A 25,132-nucleotide genomic window follows, 5' to 3' on the forward strand; every position below is an offset into this window, starting at 1 on the left:
CGGCCGTAACTATAACGGTCCTAAGGTAGCGAAATTCCTTGTCGGGTAAGTTCCGACCCGCACGAAAGGTGTAACGATTTGGGCACTGTCTCAACCAGAGACTCGGTGAAATTATAGTACCTGTGAAGATGCAGGTTACCCGCGACAGGACGGAAAGACCCCGTGGAGCTTTACTGTAGCCTGATATTGAATTTTGGTACAGTTTGTACAGGATAGGCGGGAGCCATTGAAACCGGAGCGCTAGCTTCGGTGGAGGCGCTGGTGGGATACCGCCCTGACTGTATTGAAATTCTAACCTACGGGTCTTATCGACCCGGGAGACAGTGTCAGGTGGGCAGTTTGACTGGGGCGGTCGCCTCCTAAAGTGTAACGGAGGCGCCCAAAGGTTCCCTCAGAATGGTTGGAAATCATTCGTAGAGTGCAAAGGCATAAGGGAGCTTGACTGCGAGACCTACAAGTCGAGCAGGGACGAAAGTCGGGCTTAGTGATCCGGTGGTTCCGCATGGAAGGGCCATCGCTCAACGGATAAAAGCTACCCCGGGGATAACAGGCTTATCTCCCCCAAGAGTCCACATCGACGGGGAGGTTTGGCACCTCGATGTCGGCTCATCGCATCCTGGGGCTGTAGTCGGTCCCAAGGGTTGGGCTGTTCGCCCATTAAAGCGGTACGCGAGCTGGGTTCAGAACGTCGTGAGACAGTTCGGTCCCTATCCGTCGTGGGCGTAGGAAATTTGAGAGGAGCTGTCCTTAGTACGAGAGGACCGGGATGGACGCACCGCTGGTGTACCAGTTGTTCTGCCAAGGGCATAGCTGGGTAGCTATGTGCGGAAGGGATAAGTGCTGAAAGCATCTAAGCATGAAGCCCCCCTCAAGATGAGATTTCCCATAGCGTAAGCTAGTAAGATCCCTGAAAGATGATCAGGTTGATAGGTTCGAGGTGGAAGCATGGTGACATGTGGAGCTGACGAATACTAATAGATCGAGGACTTAACCATATAATATGTAGCAATGTTATCTAGTTTTGAAGGAATATGCCTTCATAGTTTGGTGATGATGGCAGAGAGGTCACACCCGTTCCCATACCGAACACGGAAGTTAAGCTCTCTAGCGCCGATGGTAGTTGGGACCTTGTCCCTGTGAGAGTAGGACGTCGCCAAGCAACTAAAAACACAAGTCATTTGACTTGTGTTTTTTTGTATTGTTAAAAAGAATAGGAAAGAAGTAAGGGTAATACAAACACGTTGCCCAAGAGTTAATCATATTATATAAAAGATGGGTGTATATTTTTCTGTAAATTGTTAAGGATTAGAAGTATAAAATAGGTTCACTTAAATAGGGAGGGAAGGTTATGAAATTACAAAGTGAAGTTTGTATTGTTTGTGAGACGAAAAGAAAAGAAGGTATATATGTTTATAATAATTTAATATGCTATGAATGTGAAAAGGATATGGTGAATACAGAGACAGATGATCCGAAATATATACATTATTTAAAGCAGCTTCGAAAACTAGAAGTATCATATTTTTAAATAGGCATATGCCTATTATTTTTTTTGTTCTGTATAATAGATAGAGAATGAATAATAAGGAAGAGATGTAGATGAATCAAAATCGTATGCCTTTATATGAGGCGTTAATAGAGTTTAAAGAAAGAGGGCCGTTATCCTTTCATGTTCCAGGTCATAAGAATGGTTTAAACTTCCCTCAGGAGGCAATAAGAGAGTTTAAAGATATTCTATCTATTGATGTAACTGAGTTAGCAGGACTAGATGATTTGCATAGTCCGTTTGAATGTATAGATGAGGCACAACAATTATTGGCTGAAGTTTATAATACAAAGAGGAGCTATTTTTTAATTAATGGTTCAACAGTCGGGAACTTAGCAATGATTTTGTCTTGTTGCGGGGAACATGATATTGTTCTTGTACAAAGAAATTGTCATAAATCAATTATTAATGCTTTAAAACTTGCGGGAGCAAATCCCATTTTTTTAGATCCATGGATTGACGAAGCTTATAATGTACCAGTGGGAGTTCGTAACGAAATTATTAAGAAAGCAATTGGAAAGTATCCAAATGCGAAAGCACTCATTTTAACGCATCCTAATTATTATGGTATGGGGATGGATCTAGAGGCAAGCATCGCTTTTGCACATGCACATAAAATACCTGTTTTGGTAGATGAGGCACATGGGGCACATCTGTGTTTGGGAGAACCATTCCCGAAGTCAGCATTAACATATGGTGCAGATATTGTAGTTCATTCTGCACATAAAACATTACCCGCAATGACAATGGGTTCCTATTTACATATAAATAGTCACTTAGTAGATGAAGAGAAGGTTACTACTTATTTAAGTATGCTACAATCTAGTAGTCCATCGTATCCAATTATGGCTTCCTTGGATATAGCACGCTTTACAATGGCACGTATAAAAGAAGAAGGTCACAGTGAAATTGTTGAGTTTTTACGAAGATTTAAGGAACAACTACGTTCTATTCCTCAAATCGCCATTTTAGAATATCCGTTGCAAGATGAGTTAAAGGTCACCGTACAAACTCGTTGTCAGTTATCAGGGTACGAATTACAGTCTGTATTTGAAAAGGTCGGTATATATACAGAGATGGCTGATCCGTACAATGTCCTATTTATTTTACCACTACAAGCAAATGAGGGGTATATGAAGGTTATAGAGATGATCCGAGTAGCATTGCAACATTATGAGGTGAAAGACAAGAGAGAATCTATTCGTTATACTTATAAAGGTGAGTTCTCTCTTTTACCGTATACGTATAAACAACTAGAAGGATATAAAACAAAGATAGTATCTATAGAAGAGGCTGTTGGAATGATAGCGGCGGAAATGGTGATTCCGTATCCACCTGGAATTCCATTGATTATGTATGGAGAGAGAATTACTTCAGGGCATAAAGAGCAAATTATGTATTTAGAGAGAGCAGGAGCTCGTTTTCAAGGGAATACGAAATATATGAAAGTGTATGATATAGAAAGTAGGTTTTAGGATGAAGGGATTATTTGTAACAATTGAGGGCCCAGAAGGTTCAGGTAAAACAACGTTAATTAAAAGCTTATTGCCATATTTTGAAAAAAAAGCACAAAAGGTAATGGCGACAAGGGAACCAGGCGGTATTGCAATTTCTGAGGACATTAGGACGATTTTACATAAACAAGAATATACGATGATGGAAGCACGTACAGAAGCGCTTCTTTATGCTGCTGCGCGCAGACAACATTTAGTAGAAAAAGTTATGCCAGCACTTAATGAGAACTACCTCGTGTTATGTGATCGTTTTATAGATAGCTCTTTAGCATACCAAGGCTATGCAAGAGGATTGGGTATGGATAAGGTATTTGAAATAAATCGTTTCGCAACAGAGGACTGTATGCCTAGTTTAACAATTTATCTAGACATTGAGCCTGAGGTTGGTTTGGCTCGGATTGAAAAAGATGCAGGACGTGAAGTAAATCGACTAGATATGGAAGATATCTCTTTCCATAAACGTGTGCGCGAAGGGTATTTACAAGTTGTAGAACGTTTCTCGGATCGTATTGTATTGGTAAATGCTGATCAGCCGATGGAAAAACTTATAGAAGAAGTTGTTCAGATTATAGAAGATAAATTGTTATAATAGAAGGAAAGAATGAAATAAGTGAGGTATGCATTATGACGAAGACGTGGGAGCAGCTTTCTGCTATACAACCCATCGGTGTAAAAATGTTGATGAATAGCATTGCAAAAGAGCGTATATCCCACGCTTACTTGTTAGAGGGAGGGAAAGGGACAGGAAAGTTTGCGACAGCAATTCAAATGGCAAAGAGTTTCCTCTGTTCTGAGCGGAATGGGGTAGAGCCCTGCCATGTATGTACAAACTGTAAGCGAATTGATTCAGGTAACCACCCTAACTTACATATTGTAAAACCAGACGGATTATCTATTAAAAAGCAGCAAATTCATGATTTACAAGAAGAGTTTTCAAAAACAGGATTAGAGGCAAATAAAAAATTATATATTATTGAGCACGCAGATCGTATGACAGCAAATGCGGCAAATACACTTTTGAAATTTTTAGAAGAACCAAGTAGTGATACAACTGCTATTTTACTTACTGAACAAAGTCATCAAATTTTAAATACGATTTTATCTCGTTGCCAAGTTGTTACGTTTAGACCGTTATCTACGGAATCTTTAATTAGAAGATTACAGGATGAAGGGATTACAGCATCTTTATCGACACTTGCTGCTCAACTTACAAATAGTTTTGATGAAGCTTTAGCTTTATGTAGTGATGAATGGTTTGCACAAGCACGAGCTTTAGTGATAAAATTATGTGAAGCGCTCGAAAAAGATAAAACCTCTATTTTTTTTGTACAAGAAAAATGGGGAAAACACTTTGGAGAGAAAGAACAATTACAGCAAGGTTTAGATATGTTACTCCTTATTTATAAGGATTTATTATATGTTCAACTTGGAGAAGAAGATCGTCTTGTTTTTCATGATCAAAAAGAGATGTTTGAATCGTTTTCCTATGCTCAGAAGCGCATTGTATCAGCTCTCTTTAATATATTAGAGGCAAAAAATAGAATCAACGCTAATGTAAATGCGCAGCTTGTGTTCGAACAGTTAGTGTTGCGGTTGCAGGAGGGATGACCGTTTTGTATGATGTAGTAGGTGTTCGCTTTAAGAAGGCCGGAAAGGTATATTACTTTGATCCAAATCAGTTCGATATCTCTGAAAATGAGTTTGTCATTGTAGAAACGGTAAGAGGTATTGAATACGGAAAAGTAGTTATTACCAAAAAACAAGTTGATGAAAACGACGTTGTATTACCGCTAAAAAAGGTTATTCGTATTGCAAATGAAAATGATCGTACCATTGTTGAAGAGAACAAACATGCTGCAAAAGAAGCATATCAAGTCTGTCAACAAAAGGTAGTAGAGCATAATCTTGATATGAAACTTGTAGATGTAGAGTATACATTCGATCGTAATAAGATTATTTTCTATTTTACTGCGGATGGTCGGATCGATTTCCGCGAACTAGTGAAGGACTTAGCCGCAATTTTTAGAACAAGAATTGAACTAAGACAAATTGGTGTTCGTGATGAAGCGAAGATGCTAGGTGGTATTGGTCCATGTGGTCGTATGCTTTGTTGTTCTACTTTTTTAGGGGATTTTGAACCTGTATCCATTAAAATGGCAAAGGATCAAAATTTATCATTAAATCCTGCAAAAATCTCTGGTTTATGTGGTCGCTTAATGTGTTGCTTAAAATATGAGAATGATGAATATGAGGCAGCAAAGGAACAACTTCCTGATTTAGATCAACGTATACAAACCCCGCATGGTACTGGCCGTGTTATCGGATTAAATATTTTAGAAAGATTAATTCAAGTGGAACTAGTAGACAAGGAACGGATAGTAGAATATACGTTAGATGAGTTAGTGAATAAAGGGGTCGTTTCGAGTCAAACCACAGATTAATGAGGTGGGTGCTTGTGGAGAAAAAAGATATTTTTGAATCGGTTTCTAGTATGGAAGAGCAAATTGGACATTTATATAAACAGTTGGGAGAGTTAAAACAGCATCTTGCAGAGTTGTTGGAAGAAAACCAGCATATAAAAATGGAAAATAACAATTTGCGACACCGTTTTGAAGAAGTGCAGAATAAAGAAAAACAAAAAACTCAAAAACGTAAAGAAGTGAAGCCGAAAACAGATATTGGTGAAGGCTATGACAATTTAGCGAGACTGTATCAAGAAGGTTTTCATATTTGCAATCTACATTATGGAAGTGTACGTAAAGAGGGAGATTGTTTGTTCTGTCTGTCATTCTTAAATAAAAAGTGAAATTACCTTTCCAATTATAATTGGAAAGGTAATTTTTTATACATGAAATAGGGTAGGTTAAGGGTAAGAAAAGGAGCAGTATATGAATTTATATGAAGATGAACGTTTAGATTACTTATTAGCACAAGACATGAAGATTATACAAAGCCCATCGGTATTTAATTTTTCTTTAGATGCCGTTTTACTTGCAGATTTTGTATGGGTACCAATTCAAAAGGGGAATTTACTTGATTTGTGTACAGGTAACGCGGTTGTTCCCCTTCTATTAAGTACAAGAACAAAAGGAAATATTACTGGTGTGGAAATTCAAGAACGCTTATATGATATGGGAGTAAGAAGTGTTCAATACAATGGGTTGGAAGAAAGAATTCACCTCATACATGGAGATTTGAAAGATATGCCAGAGAAACTTGGGCGTCATCAATATGATGTTGTTACATGTAATCCACCATATTTTCAAACACCTCAAACTTCAGAGAAAAATATGAATGAACATTTAGCGATAGCTCGTCATGAAATTATGTGTACATTAGAAGATGTTGTATCTGCAAGTAGTCAGTTAGTAAAACAAGGTGGGAAAGTAGCGTTTGTACATCGTCCAGGGCGATTACTAGACATTGTCACATTAATGCGTAAATATAAAATTGAACCAAAGCGTGTGCAATTTGTTTATCCTAAGGTTGGAAAAGAAGCAAATACATTGTTAATTGAAGGAATTAAGGATGGAAATGCAGATTTGAAAATCTTACCGCCTCTCGTTGTATATGAGAACAATAACGAATATACAAAGGAGCTACGTTCAATTTTATATGGAGAAGAATAAGCACTTTTTTTATGTGGTAGAGTGCTCTGATGGAAGTTATTATGCTGGATATACAAACCATATAGAAAAGAGAATTCAGACTCATAATAGCGGCAAAGGGGCTAAGTATACACGTGTCAGGCTTCCTGTCGTTTTAAAATATGTAGAGACCCATGATGATAAGCGTACAGCTATGCAAGCGGAGTATTACTTTAAGAAATTAACGAGAAAACAAAAAGAGGCATATATGCAAAAAGGAGAACGCTATGTGGCAACAAAAAAGCTTTCAACAAAATGAAAAGGGAGTTTTATATTTAGTACCAACTCCTATTGGAAATCTAGAAGATATGACATTTCGTGCAATCCGAATTTTAAAAGAAGTTGATTTAATTGCTGCTGAAGATACGAGACAAACGAAAAAACTTTGTAATTATTTTGAAATTGAAACACCTGTCACGAGTTATCATGAGCACAATAAAGAAGTAAGTGGGAAGAAACTATTAGAGAAATTAGAGGATGGAAAGAATGTAGCACTTGTTAGTGACGCTGGTATGCCATGTATTTCTGATCCAGGTTACGATATTGTCGTTGAGGCAGTAGCTGAGCAATATCATGTAATTCCGCTTCCTGGAGCAAATGCAGCCCTTACAGCATTAATTGCATCTGGTCTTGAAACAAAGCAGTTTTATTTCTATGGTTTCTTGCAGAGAAACAAAAAGGAACGGAAGATGGAGTTAGAAAAGCTTCGTTATGTACAAACTACAATGATGTTTTATGAAGCACCTCATCGTTTAGATGATACTTTAATTTCGATGCAGGAAGTGTTGGGAAATAGAGAGATTGTATTATGTCGAGAGTTAACGAAAAAATTTGAGGAATTTATTCGAGGAACAATCGAAGAAGCAATTGAGTGGACGAAGCAAAATGAAGTACGTGGTGAGTTTTGTATTTTAGTAGCTGGTTCAACAGAAGAACCTGCTCCAGAAGAACAATGGTGGGAATCTCTTTCGGTATATGATCATATTGAATATTATATAAATGAAAAAAGTATGAATTCAAAAGAAGCGATTAAAACAGTCGCTAAAGATCGAGATTTGTCGAAAAGAGATGTATATCAAATCTATCATGTCGATAAAAAATAAGCTTCTCATAATTGAGAAGCTTATTTTGCTGTTTCGATATAATCTTGAAGTTCGTTTAAGATTTGCTCAGCGCCTTCTTTGCTTAAGATGATTTTACCTTCAGCTAAAGAAAGGTTACCGTCAGATACTTCACCAGTTACTTGGCAAGTCATGTTTGGTTTATATTTCTTTAAGATGATTTTTTCGTCATCAACATAGATTTCAAGAGCGTCCTTTTCTGCAATACCTAAAGTACGGCGTAATTCGATTGGAATTACTACACGACCTAATTCATCAACTTTACGAACAATACCAGTAGATTTCATAATTTTTTTCCTCCTAAATAAATAGTTTATAAGTTTCGAGTCTATTTTTAGATTCGTCATTTTTCGACAAAATACCCTATGGACATATGATACCAATCATTTACATTTCCGTCAATTCTTAAATTCTATATTTTTTAAAAAGATTTATAGATTTCTTATTTCTTATATATAATAGATTGAGAGGAAATTCCACAATTATTTACATTATTTTCTGAAAAAATAATAAATTTAAAGTAGATATTGTATATTTTTTTGAAATATGAGCAATAGATGATAAAGATATCGAGCATTAAGACCTAAATTTAAAATTAGGTTGGCGTAAAGAAGATAAGTTAGATTTGGGCTGCTCGTAAAAGCCCAATTAACGTGGGCTAATAATTAGTGGGGAGGAACAAAACCCTACTGATTAAAGTTTCACTTTATATATGAGTTTTTGATATACTGTTTATAAATACATATGAGGTTATTCGGGAGGTCCAAAACAATGACAGAGGAAAATAAGTCCTTTTATATTACTACCCCAATTTATTATCCAAGTGGAAAATTACACATTGGACATGCTTATACGACAGTAGCAGGAGATGCGATGGCACGATATAAGCGTATGCAAGGTTATAATGTGCATTATTTAACAGGAACTGATGAGCATGGACAGAAGATCCAAAAGAAAGCAGAAGAGTTAAATATTACGCCACAGGCATATGTTGATAACATTGTTGCAGGAATCAAAGAGCTTTGGGAGAAGATGGATATTTCTTATGATGATTTTATTCGTACAACTGAAGATCGTCATAAAGATGTTGTCGAAAAAATCTTTAAGCAATTAGTAGATCAAGGTGACATTTATCTTGATGAATATGAAGGTTGGTATTCTGTACAAGATGAGACGTTCTATACAGAGCATCAATTAGTAGATCCAATTATGGAAGGCGACAAAGTAGTTGGAGGAAAAAGCCCAGATAGTGGTCATGATGTAGAACTTGTTCGTGAAGAATCTTATTTCTTTAGAATGGGTAAATATGTCGACAGACTATTAAAGTTCTATGAAGATAATCCACATTTCATTCAGCCGGAGTCTCGTAAAAATGAAATGATTAATAATTTTATTAAACCAGGATTAGAAGATTTAGCGGTTTCTCGTACTTCATTTGACTGGGGAGTTCGTGTTCCTGGTAACCCAAAACACGTTATTTACGTATGGGTTGACGCATTATCTAACTATATTACGGCGTTAGGTTATGGAACAGCAAATGAAGAGAAATATAAAAAATTCTGGCCTGCAGATGTGCATTTAGTTGGGAAAGAAATTGTTCGTTTCCATACAATTTATTGGCCGATAATTTTAATGGCATTAGATTTACCTCTTCCGAAGAAAGTCTTTGCTCATGGCTGGATTTTAATGAAGGATGGAAAGATGAGTAAGTCAAAAGGAAACGTAGTAGATCCAGTTACATTAATCGATCGTTACGGATTAGATGCATTACGTTATTACCTACTTCGTGAAGTTCCATTTGGATCTGATGGCGTATTCACACCAGAAGGATTTGTGGAGCGTATTAATTTCGACTTAGCAAATGACTTAGGTAATTTATTAAATCGTACAGTAGCTATGATTGATAAGTATTTTAACGGAGAAATCCCTGCATTTAAAGAAAATGTGACGGAATTTGATGAAACGTTAGTAGCGTTTGCACAAGATACTTTGAAAAAAGTAGAAGAAGCAATGGAGAATATGGAGTTCTCTGTAGCGTTAGGATCTATTTGGCAACTAGTTAGTCGTACGAATAAATATATTGATGAAACACAACCATGGGTATTAGCAAAAGATGAGAATGATCGTGAAAAGTTAGCCTCTGTAATGGCTCATTTAGCAGAAGTACTTCGTCAAACAGGTATTATGCTTATGCCATTCTTAACAGTAGCACCAAGCAAGATGTTTGCTCAGCTTGGCCTTACTGATGAAGCTCATAAATCTTGGGAAAGTCTATCTACAATTGGCTGCATTCCAGCTGGAACAAAAGTAGAAAAAGGAAACCCAATTTTCCCTCGTTTAGAAATGGAAGTGGAAGTAGAGTACATTAAAGAACAAATGAAAAGCTCTGCTCCTAAAGTAGAAGAGAAAAAAGAAGAAGAACCGAAGGCAGAAGAAATTACAATTGATGATTTCTTTAAAGTAGAATTACGCGTAGCTGAAGTACTATCTGCTGAACCTGTGAAAAAAGCAGACAAGTTGTTAAAAATTCAACTAGACTTAGGCACAGAAAAGCGTCAAGTTGTTTCTGGAATTGCAAAATTCTATTCGCCGGAAGACTTAAAAGGTAAAAAGGTTATTTGTGTAACAAACTTAAAACCTGTAAAATTACGCGGTGAATTATCGCAAGGTATGATTTTAGCGGGCGAAGAGAATGGCGTATTGTCATTAGCATCAATCGACCAAAATCTACCAAATGGTACGAAAATCAAGTAATTAAGACAAGAAAAGAGATGTTTCACGTGTAACATGTGTGAAGCGTCTTTTTTCTTTTTACACTCTCTATTTTTGCATTAAGATTGTAGTATTGTTATCGTTAAGTTATTAAAGAACTTATTTTTGTAGAATAAACTTGATTTCAATATAAAAGGAGTTATGTAGTATGTTGTTTGATACACATTCACATTTGAATGCAGAGCAATTCGAAGAAGATTTGCAAGAGGTTATTTCCCGAATGAAAGAAGCGGGAGTTACTTATACAGTTGTTGTTGGTTTTGATGAAGTAACGATAAAAAAGGCGATGGAATTAGCTGAAGCCTATGATTTTATTTACGCTGCGGTTGGCTGGCATCCAGTTGATGCAATCGACATGACAGAAGAACATTTAGCTTGGTTAGAAGAACTTGCTTCTCATCCTAAAGTCGTTGCACTTGGAGAAATGGGCTTAGATTATCACTGGGATAAGTCTCCAAAAGAAATACAGAAAGAAGTATTTCGTAAACAAATTGCATTAGCGAAAAAAGTAAATTTGCCGATTATTATACATAACCGCGATGCAACTCAAGATATTGTTGATATTCTAGAAGAAGAGAATGCAGCTGAAGTAGGGGGCATTATGCATTGCTTTAGCGGTAGCGTAGAAGTAGCAGAGCGATGTGTTGATATGAACTTTTTAATTTCGTTAGGTGGACCAGTTACATTTAAAAACGCTAAGAAACCGAAAGAAGTTGCTACGGAGATTCCGTTAGAGAAATTGTTAATAGAGACGGATTGTCCCTATTTAACGCCGCATCCATTTCGCGGGAAACGAAATGAACCGAGTTATGTAAAACTCGTAGCAGAAGAAATTGCGAATTTAAAAGGAATTTCTTATGAGGAAGTAGCAGAAATGACAACTAAAAATGCAAAAGTTTTATTTGGTGTTGAATAAAAAGAACGGGGGAAACCTGTTCTTTTTTATTTTGAGAAAAACTAGTAGAAGTAATCAAGAAAATAAATGTGAATGATGAAGTGTTACAATAAGAACAGGGAACAAAGATTTTTCTATTCTATTTTTTAAAATATAAGAATGGGGAAAATAATAATGGAAAAGTCGTCATTTTTTTGTTTTACTAAGTAGAGACGAAATGAGTGTGGAGGCAAGCATGAAAATAAAAGAGATTATCGTTGTAGAAGGTAAAGATGATACAGTTGCGATTAAGCGTGCTGTTGATGCGGATACAATTGAAACGAACGGTTCAGCAATCGGTGATCATGTTATTGAGCAAGTTAAATTAGCGCAGCAAAAAAGGGGCGTTATTATTTTCACAGATCCGGATTATCCTGGAGAGCGTATTCGAAAAATTATTTCTGACAAGGTTCCTGGCTGTAAGCATGCTTTTTTACCGAAGGAAGAAGCGCTTGCTAAAAGGAAAAAGGGTGTTGGGATTGAACATGCTTCTAATGAGTCGATTCGCCGTGCTCTAGAGAATATACATGAAGAAATGGAAGCTTACACAAGTGAAATTAGTTGGAGTGATTTAGTCGATGCAGGCTTAGTGGGCGGAGAAATGGCAAAGAGCCGCAGAGAAAGAATGGGTAAGCTATTAAAGATTGGTTATACAAATGCAAAACAGTTACATAAACGATTACAGATGTTTCAAGTTTCAAAGGAATCATTTGCAGAAGCTTATAAGCAAGTAATACAGGAGGAAAAAAAATGAAGGATATCGCAACGCCAAATCGTACAAAAGACATTGTTGAAAAATATGGATTTTCATTCAAAAAAAGTTTAGGACAAAACTTTTTAATTGATACAAATGTATTAAATCGTATTGTCGATCATGCAGAAATTGGTTCAGAAAGTGGTGCAATTGAAATTGGACCAGGTATTGGTGCATTAACAGAGCAATTAGCGAAGCGTGCTAAAAAAGTAGTGGCTTTTGAAATTGATCAAAGACTATTACCAATTTTAGATGAGACGTTAGCGCCATATGGTAATGTTACAGTTATTAATAAAGACGTACTAAAAGCAGATGTACATGAAGTATTTAATGAGCAATTTGAAGAAGGGCAAGATGTAATGGTAGTAGCTAACTTACCATACTATATTACAACGCCAATTTTATTTAAATTGCTTGAAGAAAAGTTACCAGTTCGTGGATTTGTTGTTATGATGCAAAAAGAAGTTGGAGATCGTTTAGCTGCTAAACCTGGAACGAAAGAGTATGGTTCTTTATCGATTGCCATTCAGTACTATACAGAGGTTGAAACAGTTATGACTGTACCGCGTACAGTGTTTGTACCACAGCCAAACGTTGATTCTGCAATTATCCGCCTTCTAAAGCGTCCTAAACCGGTTGTAGAGGTGACAGATGAAACGTTCTTCTTTGAAGTAGTACGAGCAAGTTTCGCACAGCGCCGTAAAACTTTAATGAATAATTTATCAAATAATTTAAATGGTTTCCCGAAAGATAAGGAGTTATTGGATCGAATTTTAACAGAAGTAGGAATTGATCCAAAGCGAAGAGGCGAAACGCTATCTATTGAAGAGTTTGCAACATTAAGTAATGCATTAGTTCTTCATAAATTATCATAAGAATATGAAAGGGACAGTTCAAGTTGAACTGTCCCTTTTGTCACCTTTCTCTCTCTAAATTCATACTTTAAAAACAGGTAAGATGGCCTAATGAGTTTGGAGGTAGGAGAATGGTTTTACATGTTGGAGAGTTAGTGGAACGATATTCTCATAAGAGGGATATTCTTTTTCGTATTATAGAAATAAAAGGCGAGATAGCTATATTGTTTGGAGAGGAAATTAGACTGGTGGCGGATGCGCCACTGGAAGATTTAATTAGTATAGATCAAAGAGAACATAAAAAAAGGGTGAAGCGTGAGAAAGAAACAATGGAGCGCACGTATCGTTTGTTTCAACAAGATTATGTACTGATGAAACAAAGGCATGAACATACTTCAACTGGTGGATACACAAGTGAGGTAAATTATTTTCAAATGCCGGGACGTGTATTGCATATAGATGGAGACCCTTTATATTTGCGCAAGTGCTTAGATTTATATAATAAAATTGGCGTTCCTGTTCAAGGTATTCATTGTAAAGAAACGGAGATGCATGAAAAAGTAGTAGACTTAATAGATCACTTTCGCCCAGACATTCTCGTTATTACAGGGCATGATGCATATACAAAATCAAAAGGAGTGAAGGGAGATTTAGCGGCATATAGGCATTCAAGGCATTTTGTACAGGCTGTTCGTGAAGTGCGAAAAAAATATCCATCATTGGATCAACTTGTTATTTTTGCTGGGGCATGTCAATCACATTTTGAGGCACTAATTCGTGCAGGGGCCAATTTCGCTAGTTCACCATCTAGAATTAATATTCATGCACTAGATCCTGTATATGTAGTTGGTAAAATTAGTTTTACTTCATTTATGGAGAGAGTCAATGTATGGGATGTCGTACGTAATACAATTACTGGTGAAAAGGGACTAGGTGGAATTGAAACGAGAGGGATTTTACGAACGGGATTACCTTTTCAACATTACGAAGAGTAAGCAGGATACATATGTATCTTGCTTTTTGTATGGAAGGATTTAAATGAATTTGGATAAAAAGAGGTAAGAACGTAAAGACTACGTAATGATACTTTTACAATATAGTATTTCTTCTATCTATTCAAACGCAGGATGATATTAGCTGTGAATCGCGGTTAATAATTAGGATAGATATATCGTGCTTTAAGTGTTCAATCTAAATTACAGCGAGGTGTAGCGAAGTATATGTCAAAACGTTTAGATGAAATTAAAAGCGAATTAGATCACCATCTTGGACAGCGACTTATGTTAAAAGCAAATAGTGGAAGAAGAAAAACTGTGGAGCAATCAGGTGTACTAGCAGAAACATACCGCTCCGTTTTTGTTGTACAATTGGATCAACAAGAAGATGCGTTGCAACGTGTATCTTATAGTTATGCAGATGTTTTAACAGAGACAGTAGAGTTAACATTTTATGGAGACCCTCATAATGAGGTCATTTTATAATCTGTATATCATTACATATATTCCCATAAATGAAAAGCTATATTATTTTGCATACTAACTATACCGTAGCAAAATAAGGAGGGACTCTGCATTGAGTAGACGAAGAGGTGTCATGTCAAACCAATTTAAAGAAGAGCTAGCAAAAGAGCTTGGCTTTTATGATGTTGTTCAGAAAGAAGGATGGGGCGGAATTCGTGCGAAAGATGCTGGTAACATGGTGAAACGTGCTATAGAAATTGCAGAACAGCAATTAATGAAACGAAACCAGTAGTTGTAAGATACTTTCTATGCTACGGTAGCCGAGGAGACATTCCTCGGCTTTTTGTACTCTAAAAGGTGCCATCATTTTACATAAGTAGTTTCATTCTGAATGCTTTTCGTTATAATTAGGGAAGTGTCATCGTCTTACTATAAATTTATGGTAAAATAAACGATAAAAGATTGAGTACATAGAGTGGGTGAATAGATTGAAGCTACTAGTGAAAGCACCAGCAAAGATTAATCTGTCGTTAGATGTACTGGGAAAAAGACAAGACGGATATCATGAAGTGAAAATGATTATGACAACCATTGATTTAGCAGATCGTCTAGAACTAACGGAATTAGCAGAAGACCGTATTGAAATTTTATCCCATAATCGGTATGTCCCAGACGACCAACGAAATTTAGCTTATCAGGCAGCGAAATTATTAAAAGAGAAGTTTAATGTAAAAAAAGGTGTATCTATTACTATTGAAAAAACGATTCCAGTAGCAGCTGGATTAGCAGGTGGAAGTAGTGATGCAGCAGCGACATTACGTGGTCTTAATAAATTATGGAATTTAGGGCTTACAATTGATGAGTTAGCAGAGCTTGGCGCAGAAATTGGATCAGATGTATCGTTCTGTGTATACGGAGGCACAGCAATTGCCACTGGAAGAGGAGAGAAAATTGAGCATATAAAGACTCCGCCTTCTTGTTGGGTTATTTTAGCGAAACCACATATAGGTGTATCTACTGCTGATGTGTATGGAAATTTAAAGTTAAATCGAGTTACACATCCAAATGTAGATAAAATGGTTGATGTCATAAATTCTGGTGATTATAAAGGAATTTGTGATACTGTTGGTAACGTTTTAGAAGATGTAACATTTGGAATGCATCCTGAAGTTGCCCGTATTAAATCACAGATGAAGCGATTTGGAGCGGATGCTGTATTAATGAGTGGAAGTGGTCCAACTGTATTTGGACTTGTACACCATGATTCACGAATGCATCGCATTTATAACGGATTAAAAGGATTTTGTGAACAAGTCTATGCGGTACGTTTATTAGGAGAGCGAGAAACGCTTGAATAAAGACGTATAATACGTTATGATTTGTTTAGAATATTCGTGATTTGAGGTGAGAGTATGAAAATTAGAAGAAGTACAAGATTAGTCGATATGACTTATTACTTGCTACAAAACCCTCGTCAGCTAGTATCTCTCACTTTTTTTGCTGAAAGGTATCAATCGGCTAAGTCTTCCATTAGTGAAGATTTAGTTATTATTAAGCAAACGTTTGAACAACAAGGGGTCGGCACATTGCAAACGATACCAGGAGCAGCAGGAGGAGTGAAATATATACCGTATATAAGTGAAGAAGAGGCAGATCTAATTATTGATGAGCTTTGTGGCTTATTTGAAAACCGAGATCGTATTTTGCCTGGCGGTTACTTATACATGACAGATTTATTGAGTAATCCTCGCCATATTAATGGCGCAGGTCGTTTGTTTGCTTCTGTTTTTGCTAGGCAACCAATTGATGCAGTTATGACGGTGGCAACGAAGGGGATTCCACTTGCTTATGCAGTGGCAAATTACTTAGATGTACCAGTTGTAATTGCAAGGAAAGATAATAAGGTAACAGAAGGTCCGACTGTTAGTATTAACTATGTGTCGGGTTCTTCTAAACGAATTCAAACAATGACGTTAGCGAAACGCAGTCTTCCAGAAGGGTCGAATGTTTTAATCATTGATGACTTCATGAAAGCTGGCGGAACAATTCAAGGTATGATGAGTATGTTAGAAGAGTTCAAGGCTAATGTTGTTGGTATTGGTGTATTAGTAGAATCCACAGATATTGAAGAACGACTAATTAATAATTTTGTATCATTAATTCGTCTATCGGAAGTTGATGTGAAAGAAAAAACGATTCAAGTGGAAAAAGGGAATTATTCTCTTGCGCCATTTGATGAAGGGCTTGTAGAGGCGGAATAAAAGATAGAGCAGATAGCTCTATCTTTTTTTATTTTATTTATAGATTATAAAATAGATGGACAAACTGCCTTTCGTACACTATTTTTAAAGAGTAAAATAAATAATAAAAGGGTGAAAAGTATGAAAGTTGTTCAAACAAGCAAGGCACCACAAGCAATTGGACCTTATTCACAGGGGATTATTGTAAATAACATGTTCTATAGCTCAGGACAAATTCCATTGATGGCAAATGGGGAGCTTGTAACAGGAGATGTAACAGTACAAACAGAACAAGTATTTCAAAATTTACAAGCGGTATTAGAGGAAGCAGGTGCTTCATTTGATACAGTCGTAAAAACAACAGTATTTTTAAAGGAAATGGATGATTTTAATGCTGTGAATGAAGTGTATAGCTCTTATTTCACTACTCATAAACCAGCTCGATCTTGTGTGCAAGTAGCAAAATTACCGAAAGATGTTTCCGTTGAAATTGAAGTAATCGCCCTAGTTAAGTAACCTTTTGTAAGCGATAACCTCCACTAATCTCTATATTCAACTACTTTAAAAATTTTTATCTTAAAAATTTTTAAAAAATTAAAGGGAAAATAGAAAATTTGTGGAATTTATACAAATATATCGCTTATTTAGAAAAGGGTGGTGAACACAAGATGGAAGTGACTGACGTAAGATTACGCCGCGTAAACACAGAAGGCCGCATGAGAGCAATTGCCTCTATTACTCTAGACCATGAATTTGTTGTTCATGATATTCGTGTAATTGATGGTAATAATGGATTATTTGTAGCAATGCCAAGTAAACGTACTCCAGATGGAGAGTTCCGTGACATTGCACATCCAATTAATTCTGGTACACGCTCTAAAATTCAAGATGCGGTTTTAACAGAGTATCATCGTTTAGGCGAGTTAGAAGAGGTTGAGTTTGAAGAAGCAGGTGCTTCGTAAAATTCGAATGAAAAGGGCTTTTGACAAAAAGCCTTATAATTTTGTAGCAAACTCCTGTAAGCATTTACAGGGGTTTGTTTTTTTGCTTTATATTTGGAAACTTCATAATTTATTAACATAAAAAGAAGAAACTACTAATTTTTTCAAAATCATTTTAAATAGTATAGCTTATTTCTTAAAAAAGATACTAAAGAGTAAAACATCTTATAAGAATTATGGTAAAATTTAATAGTTAAAATGTGTTTCTTGAAATATATGATGATTTAGGATAATATCTTTAATGGATAAATAGGTTGCGATGGAGGGTCTATATGTCAAACAGATTTGCAGTGATTCTAGCTGCAGGTAAAGGCACACGTATGAAGTCAAAGCTATACAAAGTGCTGCATCCTGTATGTGGAAAACCTATGGTACAACACGTAGTCGATCAAGTATCTCAATTAGGATTGCAGAAACTTGTAACGGTTGTTGGACATGGTGCTGAAATGGTACAAGAACAGCTAGGGAACGTAAGTGAGTTTGCATTACAAGCAGAACAACTTGGTACAGCACATGCTGTAGATCAAGCTGCAAATGTACTTGCAAATGAAGAAGGAACAACTTTAGTTATTTGTGGTGATACGCCTCTAATAACTGCTGAAACAATGGAAGCATTACTTCAGCAACATAAAGAAGCAGGAGCAATGGCGACGGTGCTAACAGCATACATAGAAGAGCCTGCTGGATATGGCCGTATTGTTCGTAATGAGAATGGTCATGTTGAAAAGATTGTTGAGCATAAAGATGCAAATGAGAAAGAATTAGCTATTAAAGAAATCAATACAGGTACGTATTGTTTTGATAATAAGGCTTTATTTGCTTCACTTTCTAAAGTTTCAAATGATAACGTGCAAGGTGAATATTACCTTCCAGATGTTATTGAGATTTTAAAAAATGAAGGTCATATCGTATCAGCTTATCAAACAGAGCAGTTCGATGAAACGTTAGGTGTTAACGACAGAGTCGCTCTATCGCAAGCGGAAATTATTATGAAAAACCGTATCAATCGAAAGAACATGGTAAATGGTGTTACAATTATTGATCCAAGTAACACTTATATTTCTGCTGATGCAATTATCGGTAGCGATACAGTTCTTCATCCAGGAACAATTATTGAGGGGAACACTGTAATTGGTTCTGATTGTGAAATTGGACCGCATACAGTAATTCGCGATAGTGAAATTGGAGATCGTACGACAATTCGACAATCTACTGTACATGATAGTAAGCTTGGTACAGAAGTATCGGTTGGTCCATTTGCACATATTCGCCCAGATTCAGTTATTGGAGACGAAGTACGCGTTGGAAACTTCGTGGAAATCAAAAAAACTGTCTTTGGTAATAGAAGTAAAGCTTCACACTTGAGTTATATCGGGGATGCACAAGTTGGAGAAGACGTGAATCTTGGTTGTGGTTCAATTACGGTGAACTATGACGGTAAGAATAAATTCAAAACTGTGATTGGTAATGGGGTATTTATTGGATGTAATTCAAACCTTGTTGCTCCAGTAACAGTTGAAGATGGTGCTTATGTGGCGGCAGGCTCTACAATTACAGAGAATGTTCCATCAAAAGCATTATCGGTAGCACGTGCACGTCAAGTTAACAAAGAAGACTATGTTGATCAATTGCTGAATAAGAAAAAATCATAATAATGTGGAGGGTTAATCTAGATGTCGACTCAATATCTAAATTCTAATTTGAAAGTATTCTCTTTAAACTCTAATAAGGAACTTGCTGAGCAGATTGCAAAGCATATTGGAGTAGGACTAGGAAAATGTTCTGTTGATCGTTTTAGTGATGGAGAAGTTCAAATTAACATTGAAGAAAGTATCCGTGGTTGCGATGTATTCATTATTCAATCTACAAGCTTCCCAGTAAACGAACATATCATGGAATTACTTATTATGATCGATGCATTAAAACGTGCATCTGCGAAAACAATTAATATTGTTATTCCTTACTATGGTTATGCGCGTCAAGACCGTAAAGCGCGTTCTCGTGAACCAATTACATCGAAACTTGTAGCAAACTTGCTTGAAACAGCAGGTGCAACTCGTGTAATCACTCTAGATTTACATGCTCCACAAATTCAAGGGTTCTTTGATATCCCAATCGACCACTTAATGGGTGTACCGATTCTTTCTGATTACTTTGAAACAAAAGGTCTTAAAGATATCGTAATCGTGTCTCCTGATCATGGTGGTGTAACTCGTGCGAGAAAAATGGCAGATCGTCTAAAAGCGCCAATCGCTATTATTGATAAGCGTCGTCCTCGCCCGAACGTTTCAGAGGTAATGAACATTATCGGTAATATTGAAGGCAAAACAGCGATTTTAATTGATGACATCATTGATACAGCTGGTACAATTACATTAGCAGCAAACGCTCTTGTTGAGAACGGTGCTTCTGAAGTATATGCTTGCTGTACACACCCAGTATTATCTGGTCCAGCAATTGAGCGTATTCAAAATTCAAATATTAAAGAGTTAGTTGTAACGAACTCTATCGTATTACCGGAAGAGAAGAAAATCGACAAAGTACATGAACTTTCAGTTGCTCCATTAATCGGAGAAGCAATCATTCGTGTATACGAAGAAGAATCTGTGAGTGTATTATTCAATTAATTGGATAGAATGAGACGTAACCAAAATTGGTTACGTCTTTTCGTATCGAAAAAAGAAAGTAGTGGTACAAGAATGAAATTGATAGTAGGACTTGGGAACCCAGGTAGAGAATATGAATTAACAAGGCATAATATTGGATTTATGGCCATTGATGAACTTGCGAAGCGTTGGAACATTTCTTTGAATGAACAAAAATTTAAAGGTGTATTTGGTGCAGGGTTTGTTAATGGAGAAAAGGTAATCTTATTAAAGCCGCTAACATACATGAATTTATCTGGGGAAAGTATTCGTCCACTCATGGATTATTATAAAATTGATGTTGAGGACTTCGTTGTTATGTACGACGATTTAGACATTCCTGTAGGTAAATTGCGTCTTCGCATGAAAGGTAGTGCTGGTGGACATAATGGTGTAAAGTCAACGATTTCGCACCTAGGAACACAAGAATTTCAACGTATCCGTATGGGAATTGATCGCCCGAAAAATGGAATGAAGGTAGTCGATTATGTATTAGGACGCTTTACATCTGAAGAGATTCCGGATGTTAACCATTCTATTGAAAAAGCAGCGGATGCATGTGAAGAGTGGCTAAATAAGCCTTTTCTTCAAATCATGAATACTTTCAATAGTTAAAAATAAGATTGGGAATATTTCTCTTTTGTTTTACCCATACTAGTAGTAATTGAATTTTTAGGAGGCTAGTATGGAAGGGTATTATTATTGCAGACACTGCGGAGGTAATGTAGGCTCCATTAACGCAGAAAAAGTATATAGCGACGTTTTATTTCAACTAACGGAGCAAGAAGTAGTAGAAATGATTCATTTTCATGAGAATGGAAATATATATATAAAAACGATTTGTGAATCGTGTCAAGAAACGCTCGCATCTTATCCTGAGTATTATGAGTATGAAAAATTTCTGCAATAAAATGTTGTCGCTTTGGCATGTCCAAAGCATTTTTCTGTTTTCCTTTTCCAAAATATTTGCATAAAATAGAATGACTTGCTCTTTATGTTGAGAGGAGTTTTAAAAATGATAGGTTTATTAGAGCAATTTTATAAAAATGAAGAGATACAATCGGTTATTAATGGGTTAGAAGATGGGTTAAAAGAACAACTTATATCAGGGATGGCAACGTCTTCTCGTTCATTATTAATGGCGGCTTTATATAAAAAAACAAAAAAATCACAATTAATCGTGACACATAACTTATACCAAGCACAAAAAGTACATGAAGATTTAGTGGCGTTACTTGGTGAAAAAGATGTGTGGTTATATCCAGTGAATGAACTGATAGCATCGGAAATTGGAGTTGCAAGTCCAGAATTGAAGGCGCAACGTATAGAAGTGTTAAACCGCTTGGCTGCGGGAGAGAATGGAATCATTGTAGCGCCAGTGGCAGGATTGCGTAGATTTTTACCAATAAAAGAATTGTGGAAGCAAAAGCAAGTTGAAATCAATCTAGGGCAAGAGATTGATTTAGATGCGCTCTTGCATACTTTACATCATATTGGCTATGAACGTAAGTCGATGGTAGAAGCTCCAGGGGAGTTCAGTTTGCGTGGGGGAATATTAGATATATATCCTTTAACTGAAGAACTACCATTTCGTATTGAATTCTTTGATACAGAAGTCGATTCTATTCGATTATTTGATGTGGATGAACAGCGTTCTCAAGGTAAAAAAGAAAGCGTTAGGTTTGGTCCGGCAACAGAGTTTTTATTTTCACAGGAAGAATTAAAATCAGGAATTCAGCATCTTGAAGAAGGCTTGACTAAGACGATGCAAAAACTTTCTGATGATAAACTAAAGACTAAAGTGCTTGAGACGGTAAGTCATGAAATTGAGATGTTGAAAAACGGGCAAAGTATAGAACAGATGTTTAAATACTTATCTATTTTCTATAAAGAACCTGCTAGTCTGATAGATTATTTACCAGAAGATGGTGTTGTAATTTTAGATGAGATTTCCCGTATTCAAGAAACAGCATCACATCTTGAAACAGAAGAGGCGGAATGGTATATATCACTTCTTGGTGAAGGAACAATTATTCAAGATTTATCTTTCTCTCACCCATTCGAGGGGTTTCTTCATCATAAAAAAAGAAGTTTTGTATATTTAACGTTATTCTTGCGTCATATCGCACACACACATCCGCAAAATATTGTTAATGTAACATGTAAAACAATGCAAGATTTCCATGGACAGATGAATTTGTTAAAAACAGAAATTGATAGATGGAATGAAGGGCATTTTACGACTGTTGTACTCGGAACAGATGATGAACGTGTGAAAAAATTACAACATATTTTAAGTGATTATGATATTGAGGCAGATATTGTAGAAGGTACAGATATTTTATTGCCTGGAAGATTACAAATTGCTGTAGGTGATTTACATGCAGGATTTGAAATGCCGATGCAAAAGCTTGTTGTCATTACTGAAAAGGAGCTTTTTCATAAGAAAGTTAAAAAATCACAACGTAAACAAAAGTTATCGAATGCTGAACGTATTAAAAGTTATTCGGAATTAAAAGTTGGAGATTATGTAGTTCATGTAAATCATGGTATAGGTAAATTTTTAGGTATTGAGACATTAGAGATTAATGGTGTTCATAAAGATTATTTAAATATTAAATATCAAGGTAATGATAAGCTATACGTTCCAATTGAACAAATTGATCAAGTTCAAAAATATGTAGGATCTGAAGGTAAGGATCCGAAAGTTTACAAATTAGGTGGGAATGATTGGAAAAAGGTTAAAACGAAAGTTGAAAAATCTGTACAAGACATTGCGGATGACCTAATTAAACTATATGCTGAGCGCGAAGCTTCAAAAGGCTATGCATATACGCCAGATACGGCAGAACAACAAGAGTTCGAATCATCTTTCCCGTATCAAGAGACAGAGGATCAGTTACGTTCTATTGACGAGATTAAAAAAGATATGGAACGCGGACGCCCGATGGATAGGCTCCTTTGTGGTGACGTAGGGTATGGAAAGACTGAAGTGGCTATTCGTGCGGCATTTAAAGCAATTATGGATGAAAAACAAGTTGCAATTTTAGTACCGACAACGATTCTTGCGCAGCAACACTATGAAACAATTCGAGAGCGTTTTCAAGATTATCCGATCAATATAGGCTTATTAAGTAGATTCCGTACGAGAAAACAACAAAATGAAACAATTAAGGGCTTAAAGGATGGAACAGTAGATATTGTAATCGGAACACATCGTATTTTATCTAAAGATGTTACGTATAAAGATTTAGGGCTTCTTATTATTGATGAAGAACAAAGATTTGGTGTGACACATAAAGAAAAAATTAAACAATTGAAGGCGAATGTTGACGTATTAACATTAACGGCAACTCCGATTCCGCGGACGCTTCATATGTCTATGCTTGGTGTGCGCGACTTATCTGTTATTGAGACACCACCAGAAAATCGTTTCCCAGTCCAAACGTATGTAGTCGAGTATAATCCAGCGTTAATGCGAGAGGCGATAGAGCGAGAGCTTGCAAGAGGTGGTCAAGTTTACTTCCTATATAATCGTGTAGAGGATATTGAAAGAAAAGCAGATGAAATTTCGATGTTAGTTCCAGATGCCCGCGTAACGTACGCACATGGGAAAATGAACGAAAGCGAATTAGAGTCTGTTATGCTATCATTTTTAGAAGGACAGCATGATGTTCTTGTAAGTACAACAATTATTGAGACGGGTGTAGATATCCCGAATGTAAATACGTTAATTGTATTTGATGCAGATCGTATGGGATTATCACAGTTGTATCAGCTTCGTGGGCGTGTTGGACGTTCTAATCGTGTTGCATATGCATACTTTGCATATAAACGTGACAAAGTGCTGTCAGAGGTTGCAGAGAAGCGTCTACAAGCAATTAAAGAGTTCACGGAACTTGGATCTGGTTTCAAAATTGCGATGAGAGATTTATCTATTCGTGGAGCAGGTAATTTGTTAGGGGCAGAACAGCATGGATTTATTGATTCTGTCGGATTTGATCTATATTCTCAAATGTTAAAAGATGCAATTGAACAGCGTAGAGGAACAGATGGGGCTGAAAATATAGTTAATGTTGAAATTGACTTAGAGGTAGATGCATACTTACCAGATGCTTATATTTCAGATAGTAAGCAAAAAATTATGATGTATAAACAATTTAGAGGTGTTTCTGCAATTGAGGATATTGAAGAATTGCAGGAAGAAATGATCGATAGATTTGGCGATTATCCACAAGAAGTTGGTTATTTATTACAAATTGCAAATATTAAAGTGTTGGCAATGAAAGAAAAAATTGAATTAATTAAGCAGAATAAATTTGAAGTAACATTCCTGTTTTCTGAACAAGCAAGTCAAAATATTGATGGTGGAAAATTATTCATGCTCGGAAATAGTTTTGGACGTATGATCGGTTTAGGAATGGAAGGATCACAATTGAAAATTGTTATGAAAACAAATGGCTTAGAGACATCGAAGTGGTTAACGATTGCTGAAAATTTATTAAAAGGCTTGCCAGATGTAAAAAAAGAAGTAATAAATGCCTAAAATAAGATAAAAAAATACAATTCGACGTGCATAGAAGAACTAATGTGTAAAATACTATATCTAACAGTTGGTGATTTTTACATGAACAGGTAAATTCA

26 protein-coding genes and 2 rRNA genes (1 of these 28 only partly in view) are annotated in these 25,132 nt (G+C 36.2%); 27 read left to right on the top strand and 1 reads right to left on the bottom strand.

Going from position 1 to position 25,132, the window contains the following annotated elements:
• From MKY21_RS00165 to rsmI, 11 genes are all read left to right on the top strand, one after another.
• A 23S ribosomal RNA gene (locus tag MKY21_RS00165) occupies positions 1–995 on the top strand; it begins 1,928 nt to the left of the window's first position.
• A gap of 48 nt (positions 996–1,043) precedes the next feature.
• Positions 1,044–1,159 (top strand): 5S ribosomal RNA (gene rrf, locus MKY21_RS00170).
• A gap of 189 nt (positions 1,160–1,348) precedes the next feature.
• On the top strand, positions 1,349–1,528 hold the full coding sequence (locus tag MKY21_RS00175; protein ID WP_000776279.1) for a sigma factor G inhibitor Gin: 180 nt from the start codon (positions 1,349–1,351) through the stop codon (positions 1,526–1,528).
• A gap of 71 nt (positions 1,529–1,599) precedes the next feature.
• Complete coding sequence (locus MKY21_RS00180; RefSeq protein WP_016118984.1) at positions 1,600–3,021, top strand: aminotransferase class I/II-fold pyridoxal phosphate-dependent enzyme; 1,422 nt, start codon at positions 1,600–1,602, stop codon at positions 3,019–3,021.
• 1 nt (position 3,022) lies between these two features.
• The gene (tmk, locus tag MKY21_RS00185) at positions 3,023–3,649 is read left to right on the top strand and encodes a dTMP kinase (protein ID WP_000677214.1); all 627 of its coding nucleotides are present in this window, start codon (positions 3,023–3,025) and stop codon (positions 3,647–3,649) included.
• A gap of 35 nt (positions 3,650–3,684) precedes the next feature.
• Positions 3,685–4,668, top strand: a complete 984-nt coding sequence (gene holB / locus MKY21_RS00190) for a DNA polymerase III subunit delta' (RefSeq protein ID WP_341075242.1) — start codon at positions 3,685–3,687, stop codon at positions 4,666–4,668.
• 5 nt (positions 4,669–4,673) lie between these two features.
• Positions 4,674–5,501 (top strand): PSP1 domain-containing protein, encoded by an 828-nt coding sequence (locus MKY21_RS00195; protein ID WP_000272429.1) that lies wholly within the window; start codon positions 4,674–4,676, stop codon positions 5,499–5,501.
• A gap of 14 nt (positions 5,502–5,515) precedes the next feature.
• The gene (yabA, locus tag MKY21_RS00200) at positions 5,516–5,866 is read left to right on the top strand and encodes a DNA replication initiation control protein YabA (RefSeq protein ID WP_000412063.1); all 351 of its coding nucleotides are present in this window, start codon (positions 5,516–5,518) and stop codon (positions 5,864–5,866) included.
• A gap of 82 nt (positions 5,867–5,948) precedes the next feature.
• A complete protein-coding gene (locus MKY21_RS00205; RefSeq protein ID WP_016118985.1) occupies positions 5,949–6,689 on the top strand; it encodes a tRNA1(Val) (adenine(37)-N6)-methyltransferase in 741 nt (246 codons plus the stop codon).
• Positions 6,676–6,966 (top strand): GIY-YIG nuclease family protein, encoded by a 291-nt coding sequence (locus MKY21_RS00210; RefSeq protein WP_061663944.1) that lies wholly within the window; start codon positions 6,676–6,678, stop codon positions 6,964–6,966. The genes MKY21_RS00205 and MKY21_RS00210 overlap by 14 nt, the downstream gene beginning before the upstream one ends.
• Entirely contained in the window at positions 6,935–7,810 is an 876-nt protein-coding gene (gene rsmI / locus MKY21_RS00215; RefSeq protein WP_000267821.1) for a 16S rRNA (cytidine(1402)-2'-O)-methyltransferase, read from the top strand. The genes MKY21_RS00210 and rsmI overlap by 32 nt, the downstream gene beginning before the upstream one ends.
• 20 nt (positions 7,811–7,830) lie before the next feature.
• Here the strand turns inward: rsmI and MKY21_RS00220 are convergent, their stop codons facing one another.
• Complete coding sequence (locus MKY21_RS00220; protein WP_000843036.1) at positions 7,831–8,115, bottom strand: AbrB/MazE/SpoVT family DNA-binding domain-containing protein; 285 nt, start codon at positions 8,113–8,115, stop codon at positions 7,831–7,833.
• Between the two features lie 484 nt (positions 8,116–8,599).
• On the opposite strand from MKY21_RS00220, the gene metG reads away from it, so the two are divergent.
• From metG to mfd, 16 genes are all read left to right on the top strand, one after another.
• Positions 8,600–10,582 (top strand): methionine--tRNA ligase, encoded by a 1,983-nt coding sequence (metG, locus tag MKY21_RS00225; protein WP_000134135.1) that lies wholly within the window; start codon positions 8,600–8,602, stop codon positions 10,580–10,582.
• Positions 10,583–10,748: 166 nt separating this feature from the next.
• The gene (locus tag MKY21_RS00230) at positions 10,749–11,516 is read left to right on the top strand and encodes a TatD family hydrolase (RefSeq protein ID WP_000895846.1); all 768 of its coding nucleotides are present in this window, start codon (positions 10,749–10,751) and stop codon (positions 11,514–11,516) included.
• A gap of 214 nt (positions 11,517–11,730) precedes the next feature.
• Positions 11,731–12,288, top strand: a complete 558-nt coding sequence (gene rnmV / locus MKY21_RS00235) for a ribonuclease M5 (RefSeq protein ID WP_000692835.1) — start codon at positions 11,731–11,733, stop codon at positions 12,286–12,288.
• A complete protein-coding gene (rsmA, locus tag MKY21_RS00240) occupies positions 12,285–13,163 on the top strand; it encodes a 16S rRNA (adenine(1518)-N(6)/adenine(1519)-N(6))-dimethyltransferase RsmA (RefSeq protein WP_000651548.1) in 879 nt (292 codons plus the stop codon). Before rnmV ends, rsmA begins: the two co-directional genes overlap by 4 nt.
• Before the next feature lie 110 nt (positions 13,164–13,273).
• Entirely contained in the window at positions 13,274–14,137 is an 864-nt protein-coding gene (gene yabG, locus MKY21_RS00245; RefSeq protein WP_000242868.1) for a sporulation peptidase YabG, read from the top strand.
• Between the two features lie 225 nt (positions 14,138–14,362).
• Positions 14,363–14,623: a biofilm formation stimulator Veg gene (gene veg, locus MKY21_RS00250; RefSeq protein WP_000044347.1), complete on the top strand. Its 261-nt coding sequence runs from the start codon at positions 14,363–14,365 to the stop codon at positions 14,621–14,623.
• A 91-nt stretch (positions 14,624–14,714) separates the two neighbouring features.
• Positions 14,715–14,894 carry an acid-soluble spore protein SspF gene (gene sspF / locus MKY21_RS00255; RefSeq protein WP_002094215.1) on the top strand — a complete coding sequence of 60 codons (180 nt, stop codon included), beginning with the start codon at positions 14,715–14,717 and terminating at the stop codon, positions 14,892–14,894.
• A gap of 196 nt (positions 14,895–15,090) precedes the next feature.
• Positions 15,091–15,960, top strand: coding sequence for a 4-(cytidine 5'-diphospho)-2-C-methyl-D-erythritol kinase (ispE, locus tag MKY21_RS00260; protein WP_000772104.1), 870 nt, complete (start codon positions 15,091–15,093; stop codon positions 15,958–15,960).
• A 54-nt stretch (positions 15,961–16,014) separates the two neighbouring features.
• Positions 16,015–16,863: a pur operon repressor gene (gene purR, locus MKY21_RS00265; protein WP_000702468.1), complete on the top strand. Its 849-nt coding sequence runs from the start codon at positions 16,015–16,017 to the stop codon at positions 16,861–16,863.
• Between the two features lie 120 nt (positions 16,864–16,983).
• Positions 16,984–17,358, top strand: coding sequence for a RidA family protein (locus MKY21_RS00270; protein ID WP_341075243.1), 375 nt, complete (start codon positions 16,984–16,986; stop codon positions 17,356–17,358).
• A gap of 152 nt (positions 17,359–17,510) precedes the next feature.
• Positions 17,511–17,804 (top strand): septation regulator SpoVG, encoded by a 294-nt coding sequence (gene spoVG / locus MKY21_RS00275; RefSeq protein WP_000454041.1) that lies wholly within the window; start codon positions 17,511–17,513, stop codon positions 17,802–17,804.
• Between the two features lie 311 nt (positions 17,805–18,115).
• Complete coding sequence (glmU, locus tag MKY21_RS00280) at positions 18,116–19,495, top strand: bifunctional UDP-N-acetylglucosamine diphosphorylase/glucosamine-1-phosphate N-acetyltransferase GlmU (RefSeq protein WP_000071033.1); 1,380 nt, start codon at positions 18,116–18,118, stop codon at positions 19,493–19,495.
• A gap of 21 nt (positions 19,496–19,516) precedes the next feature.
• Positions 19,517–20,470 (top strand): ribose-phosphate diphosphokinase, encoded by a 954-nt coding sequence (locus MKY21_RS00285; protein WP_000107420.1) that lies wholly within the window; start codon positions 19,517–19,519, stop codon positions 20,468–20,470.
• Positions 20,471–20,542: 72 nt separating this feature from the next.
• Positions 20,543–21,103: an aminoacyl-tRNA hydrolase gene (gene pth / locus MKY21_RS00290; protein ID WP_000767702.1), complete on the top strand. Its 561-nt coding sequence runs from the start codon at positions 20,543–20,545 to the stop codon at positions 21,101–21,103.
• A gap of 70 nt (positions 21,104–21,173) precedes the next feature.
• Positions 21,174–21,398: an anti-sigma-F factor Fin family protein gene (locus tag MKY21_RS00295; RefSeq protein WP_000399438.1), complete on the top strand. Its 225-nt coding sequence runs from the start codon at positions 21,174–21,176 to the stop codon at positions 21,396–21,398.
• Between the two features lie 105 nt (positions 21,399–21,503).
• On the top strand, positions 21,504–25,034 hold the full coding sequence (gene mfd, locus MKY21_RS00300) for a transcription-repair coupling factor (protein WP_000579680.1): 3,531 nt from the start codon (positions 21,504–21,506) through the stop codon (positions 25,032–25,034).
• The last annotated feature ends 98 nt before the right edge of the window (positions 25,035–25,132 follow it).

Source organism: Bacillus sp. FSL R9-9497 (genome assembly GCF_038005805.1).
Taxonomy (GTDB): Bacteria; Bacillota; Bacilli; order Bacillales; family Bacillaceae_G; genus Bacillus_A; species Bacillus_A cereus.

What these genes read in the sequence shown, in the direction of transcription:
- spoVG (WP_000454041.1), top strand. Translation starts at nt 17,511, where the DNA reads ATGGAAGTGACTGACGTAAGATTACGCCGCGTAAACACAGAAGGCCGC.
- holB (WP_341075242.1), top strand. Translation starts at nt 3,685, where the DNA reads ATGACGAAGACGTGGGAGCAGCTTTCTGCTATACAACCCATCGGTGTA.
- MKY21_RS00175 (WP_000776279.1), top strand. Translation starts at nt 1,349, where the DNA reads ATGAAATTACAAAGTGAAGTTTGTATTGTTTGTGAGACGAAAAGAAAA.
- veg (WP_000044347.1), top strand. Translation starts at nt 14,363, where the DNA reads ATGTCAAAACGTTTAGATGAAATTAAAAGCGAATTAGATCACCATCTT.
- MKY21_RS00285 (WP_000107420.1), top strand. Translation starts at nt 19,517, where the DNA reads ATGTCGACTCAATATCTAAATTCTAATTTGAAAGTATTCTCTTTAAAC.
- yabG (WP_000242868.1), top strand. Translation starts at nt 13,274, where the DNA reads ATGGTTTTACATGTTGGAGAGTTAGTGGAACGATATTCTCATAAGAGG.
- rnmV (WP_000692835.1), top strand. Translation starts at nt 11,731, where the DNA reads ATGAAAATAAAAGAGATTATCGTTGTAGAAGGTAAAGATGATACAGTT.
- mfd (WP_000579680.1), top strand. Translation starts at nt 21,504, where the DNA reads ATGATAGGTTTATTAGAGCAATTTTATAAAAATGAAGAGATACAATCG.
- MKY21_RS00205 (WP_016118985.1), top strand. Translation starts at nt 5,949, where the DNA reads ATGAATTTATATGAAGATGAACGTTTAGATTACTTATTAGCACAAGAC.
- tmk (WP_000677214.1), top strand. Translation starts at nt 3,023, where the DNA reads ATGAAGGGATTATTTGTAACAATTGAGGGCCCAGAAGGTTCAGGTAAA.
- metG (WP_000134135.1), top strand. Translation starts at nt 8,600, where the DNA reads ATGACAGAGGAAAATAAGTCCTTTTATATTACTACCCCAATTTATTAT.
- MKY21_RS00230 (WP_000895846.1), top strand. Translation starts at nt 10,749, where the DNA reads ATGTTGTTTGATACACATTCACATTTGAATGCAGAGCAATTCGAAGAA.
- rsmA (WP_000651548.1), top strand. Translation starts at nt 12,285, where the DNA reads ATGAAGGATATCGCAACGCCAAATCGTACAAAAGACATTGTTGAAAAA.
- MKY21_RS00210 (WP_061663944.1), top strand. Translation starts at nt 6,676, where the DNA reads ATGGAGAAGAATAAGCACTTTTTTTATGTGGTAGAGTGCTCTGATGGA.
- MKY21_RS00295 (WP_000399438.1), top strand. Translation starts at nt 21,174, where the DNA reads ATGGAAGGGTATTATTATTGCAGACACTGCGGAGGTAATGTAGGCTCC.
- MKY21_RS00270 (WP_341075243.1), top strand. Translation starts at nt 16,984, where the DNA reads ATGAAAGTTGTTCAAACAAGCAAGGCACCACAAGCAATTGGACCTTAT.
- pth (WP_000767702.1), top strand. Translation starts at nt 20,543, where the DNA reads ATGAAATTGATAGTAGGACTTGGGAACCCAGGTAGAGAATATGAATTA.
- purR (WP_000702468.1), top strand. Translation starts at nt 16,015, where the DNA reads ATGAAAATTAGAAGAAGTACAAGATTAGTCGATATGACTTATTACTTG.
- MKY21_RS00220 (WP_000843036.1), bottom strand. Translation starts at nt 8,115, where the DNA reads ATGAAATCTACTGGTATTGTTCGTAAAGTTGATGAATTAGGTCGTGTA.
- glmU (WP_000071033.1), top strand. Translation starts at nt 18,116, where the DNA reads ATGTCAAACAGATTTGCAGTGATTCTAGCTGCAGGTAAAGGCACACGT.
- MKY21_RS00180 (WP_016118984.1), top strand. Translation starts at nt 1,600, where the DNA reads ATGAATCAAAATCGTATGCCTTTATATGAGGCGTTAATAGAGTTTAAA.
- rsmI (WP_000267821.1), top strand. Translation starts at nt 6,935, where the DNA reads ATGTGGCAACAAAAAAGCTTTCAACAAAATGAAAAGGGAGTTTTATAT.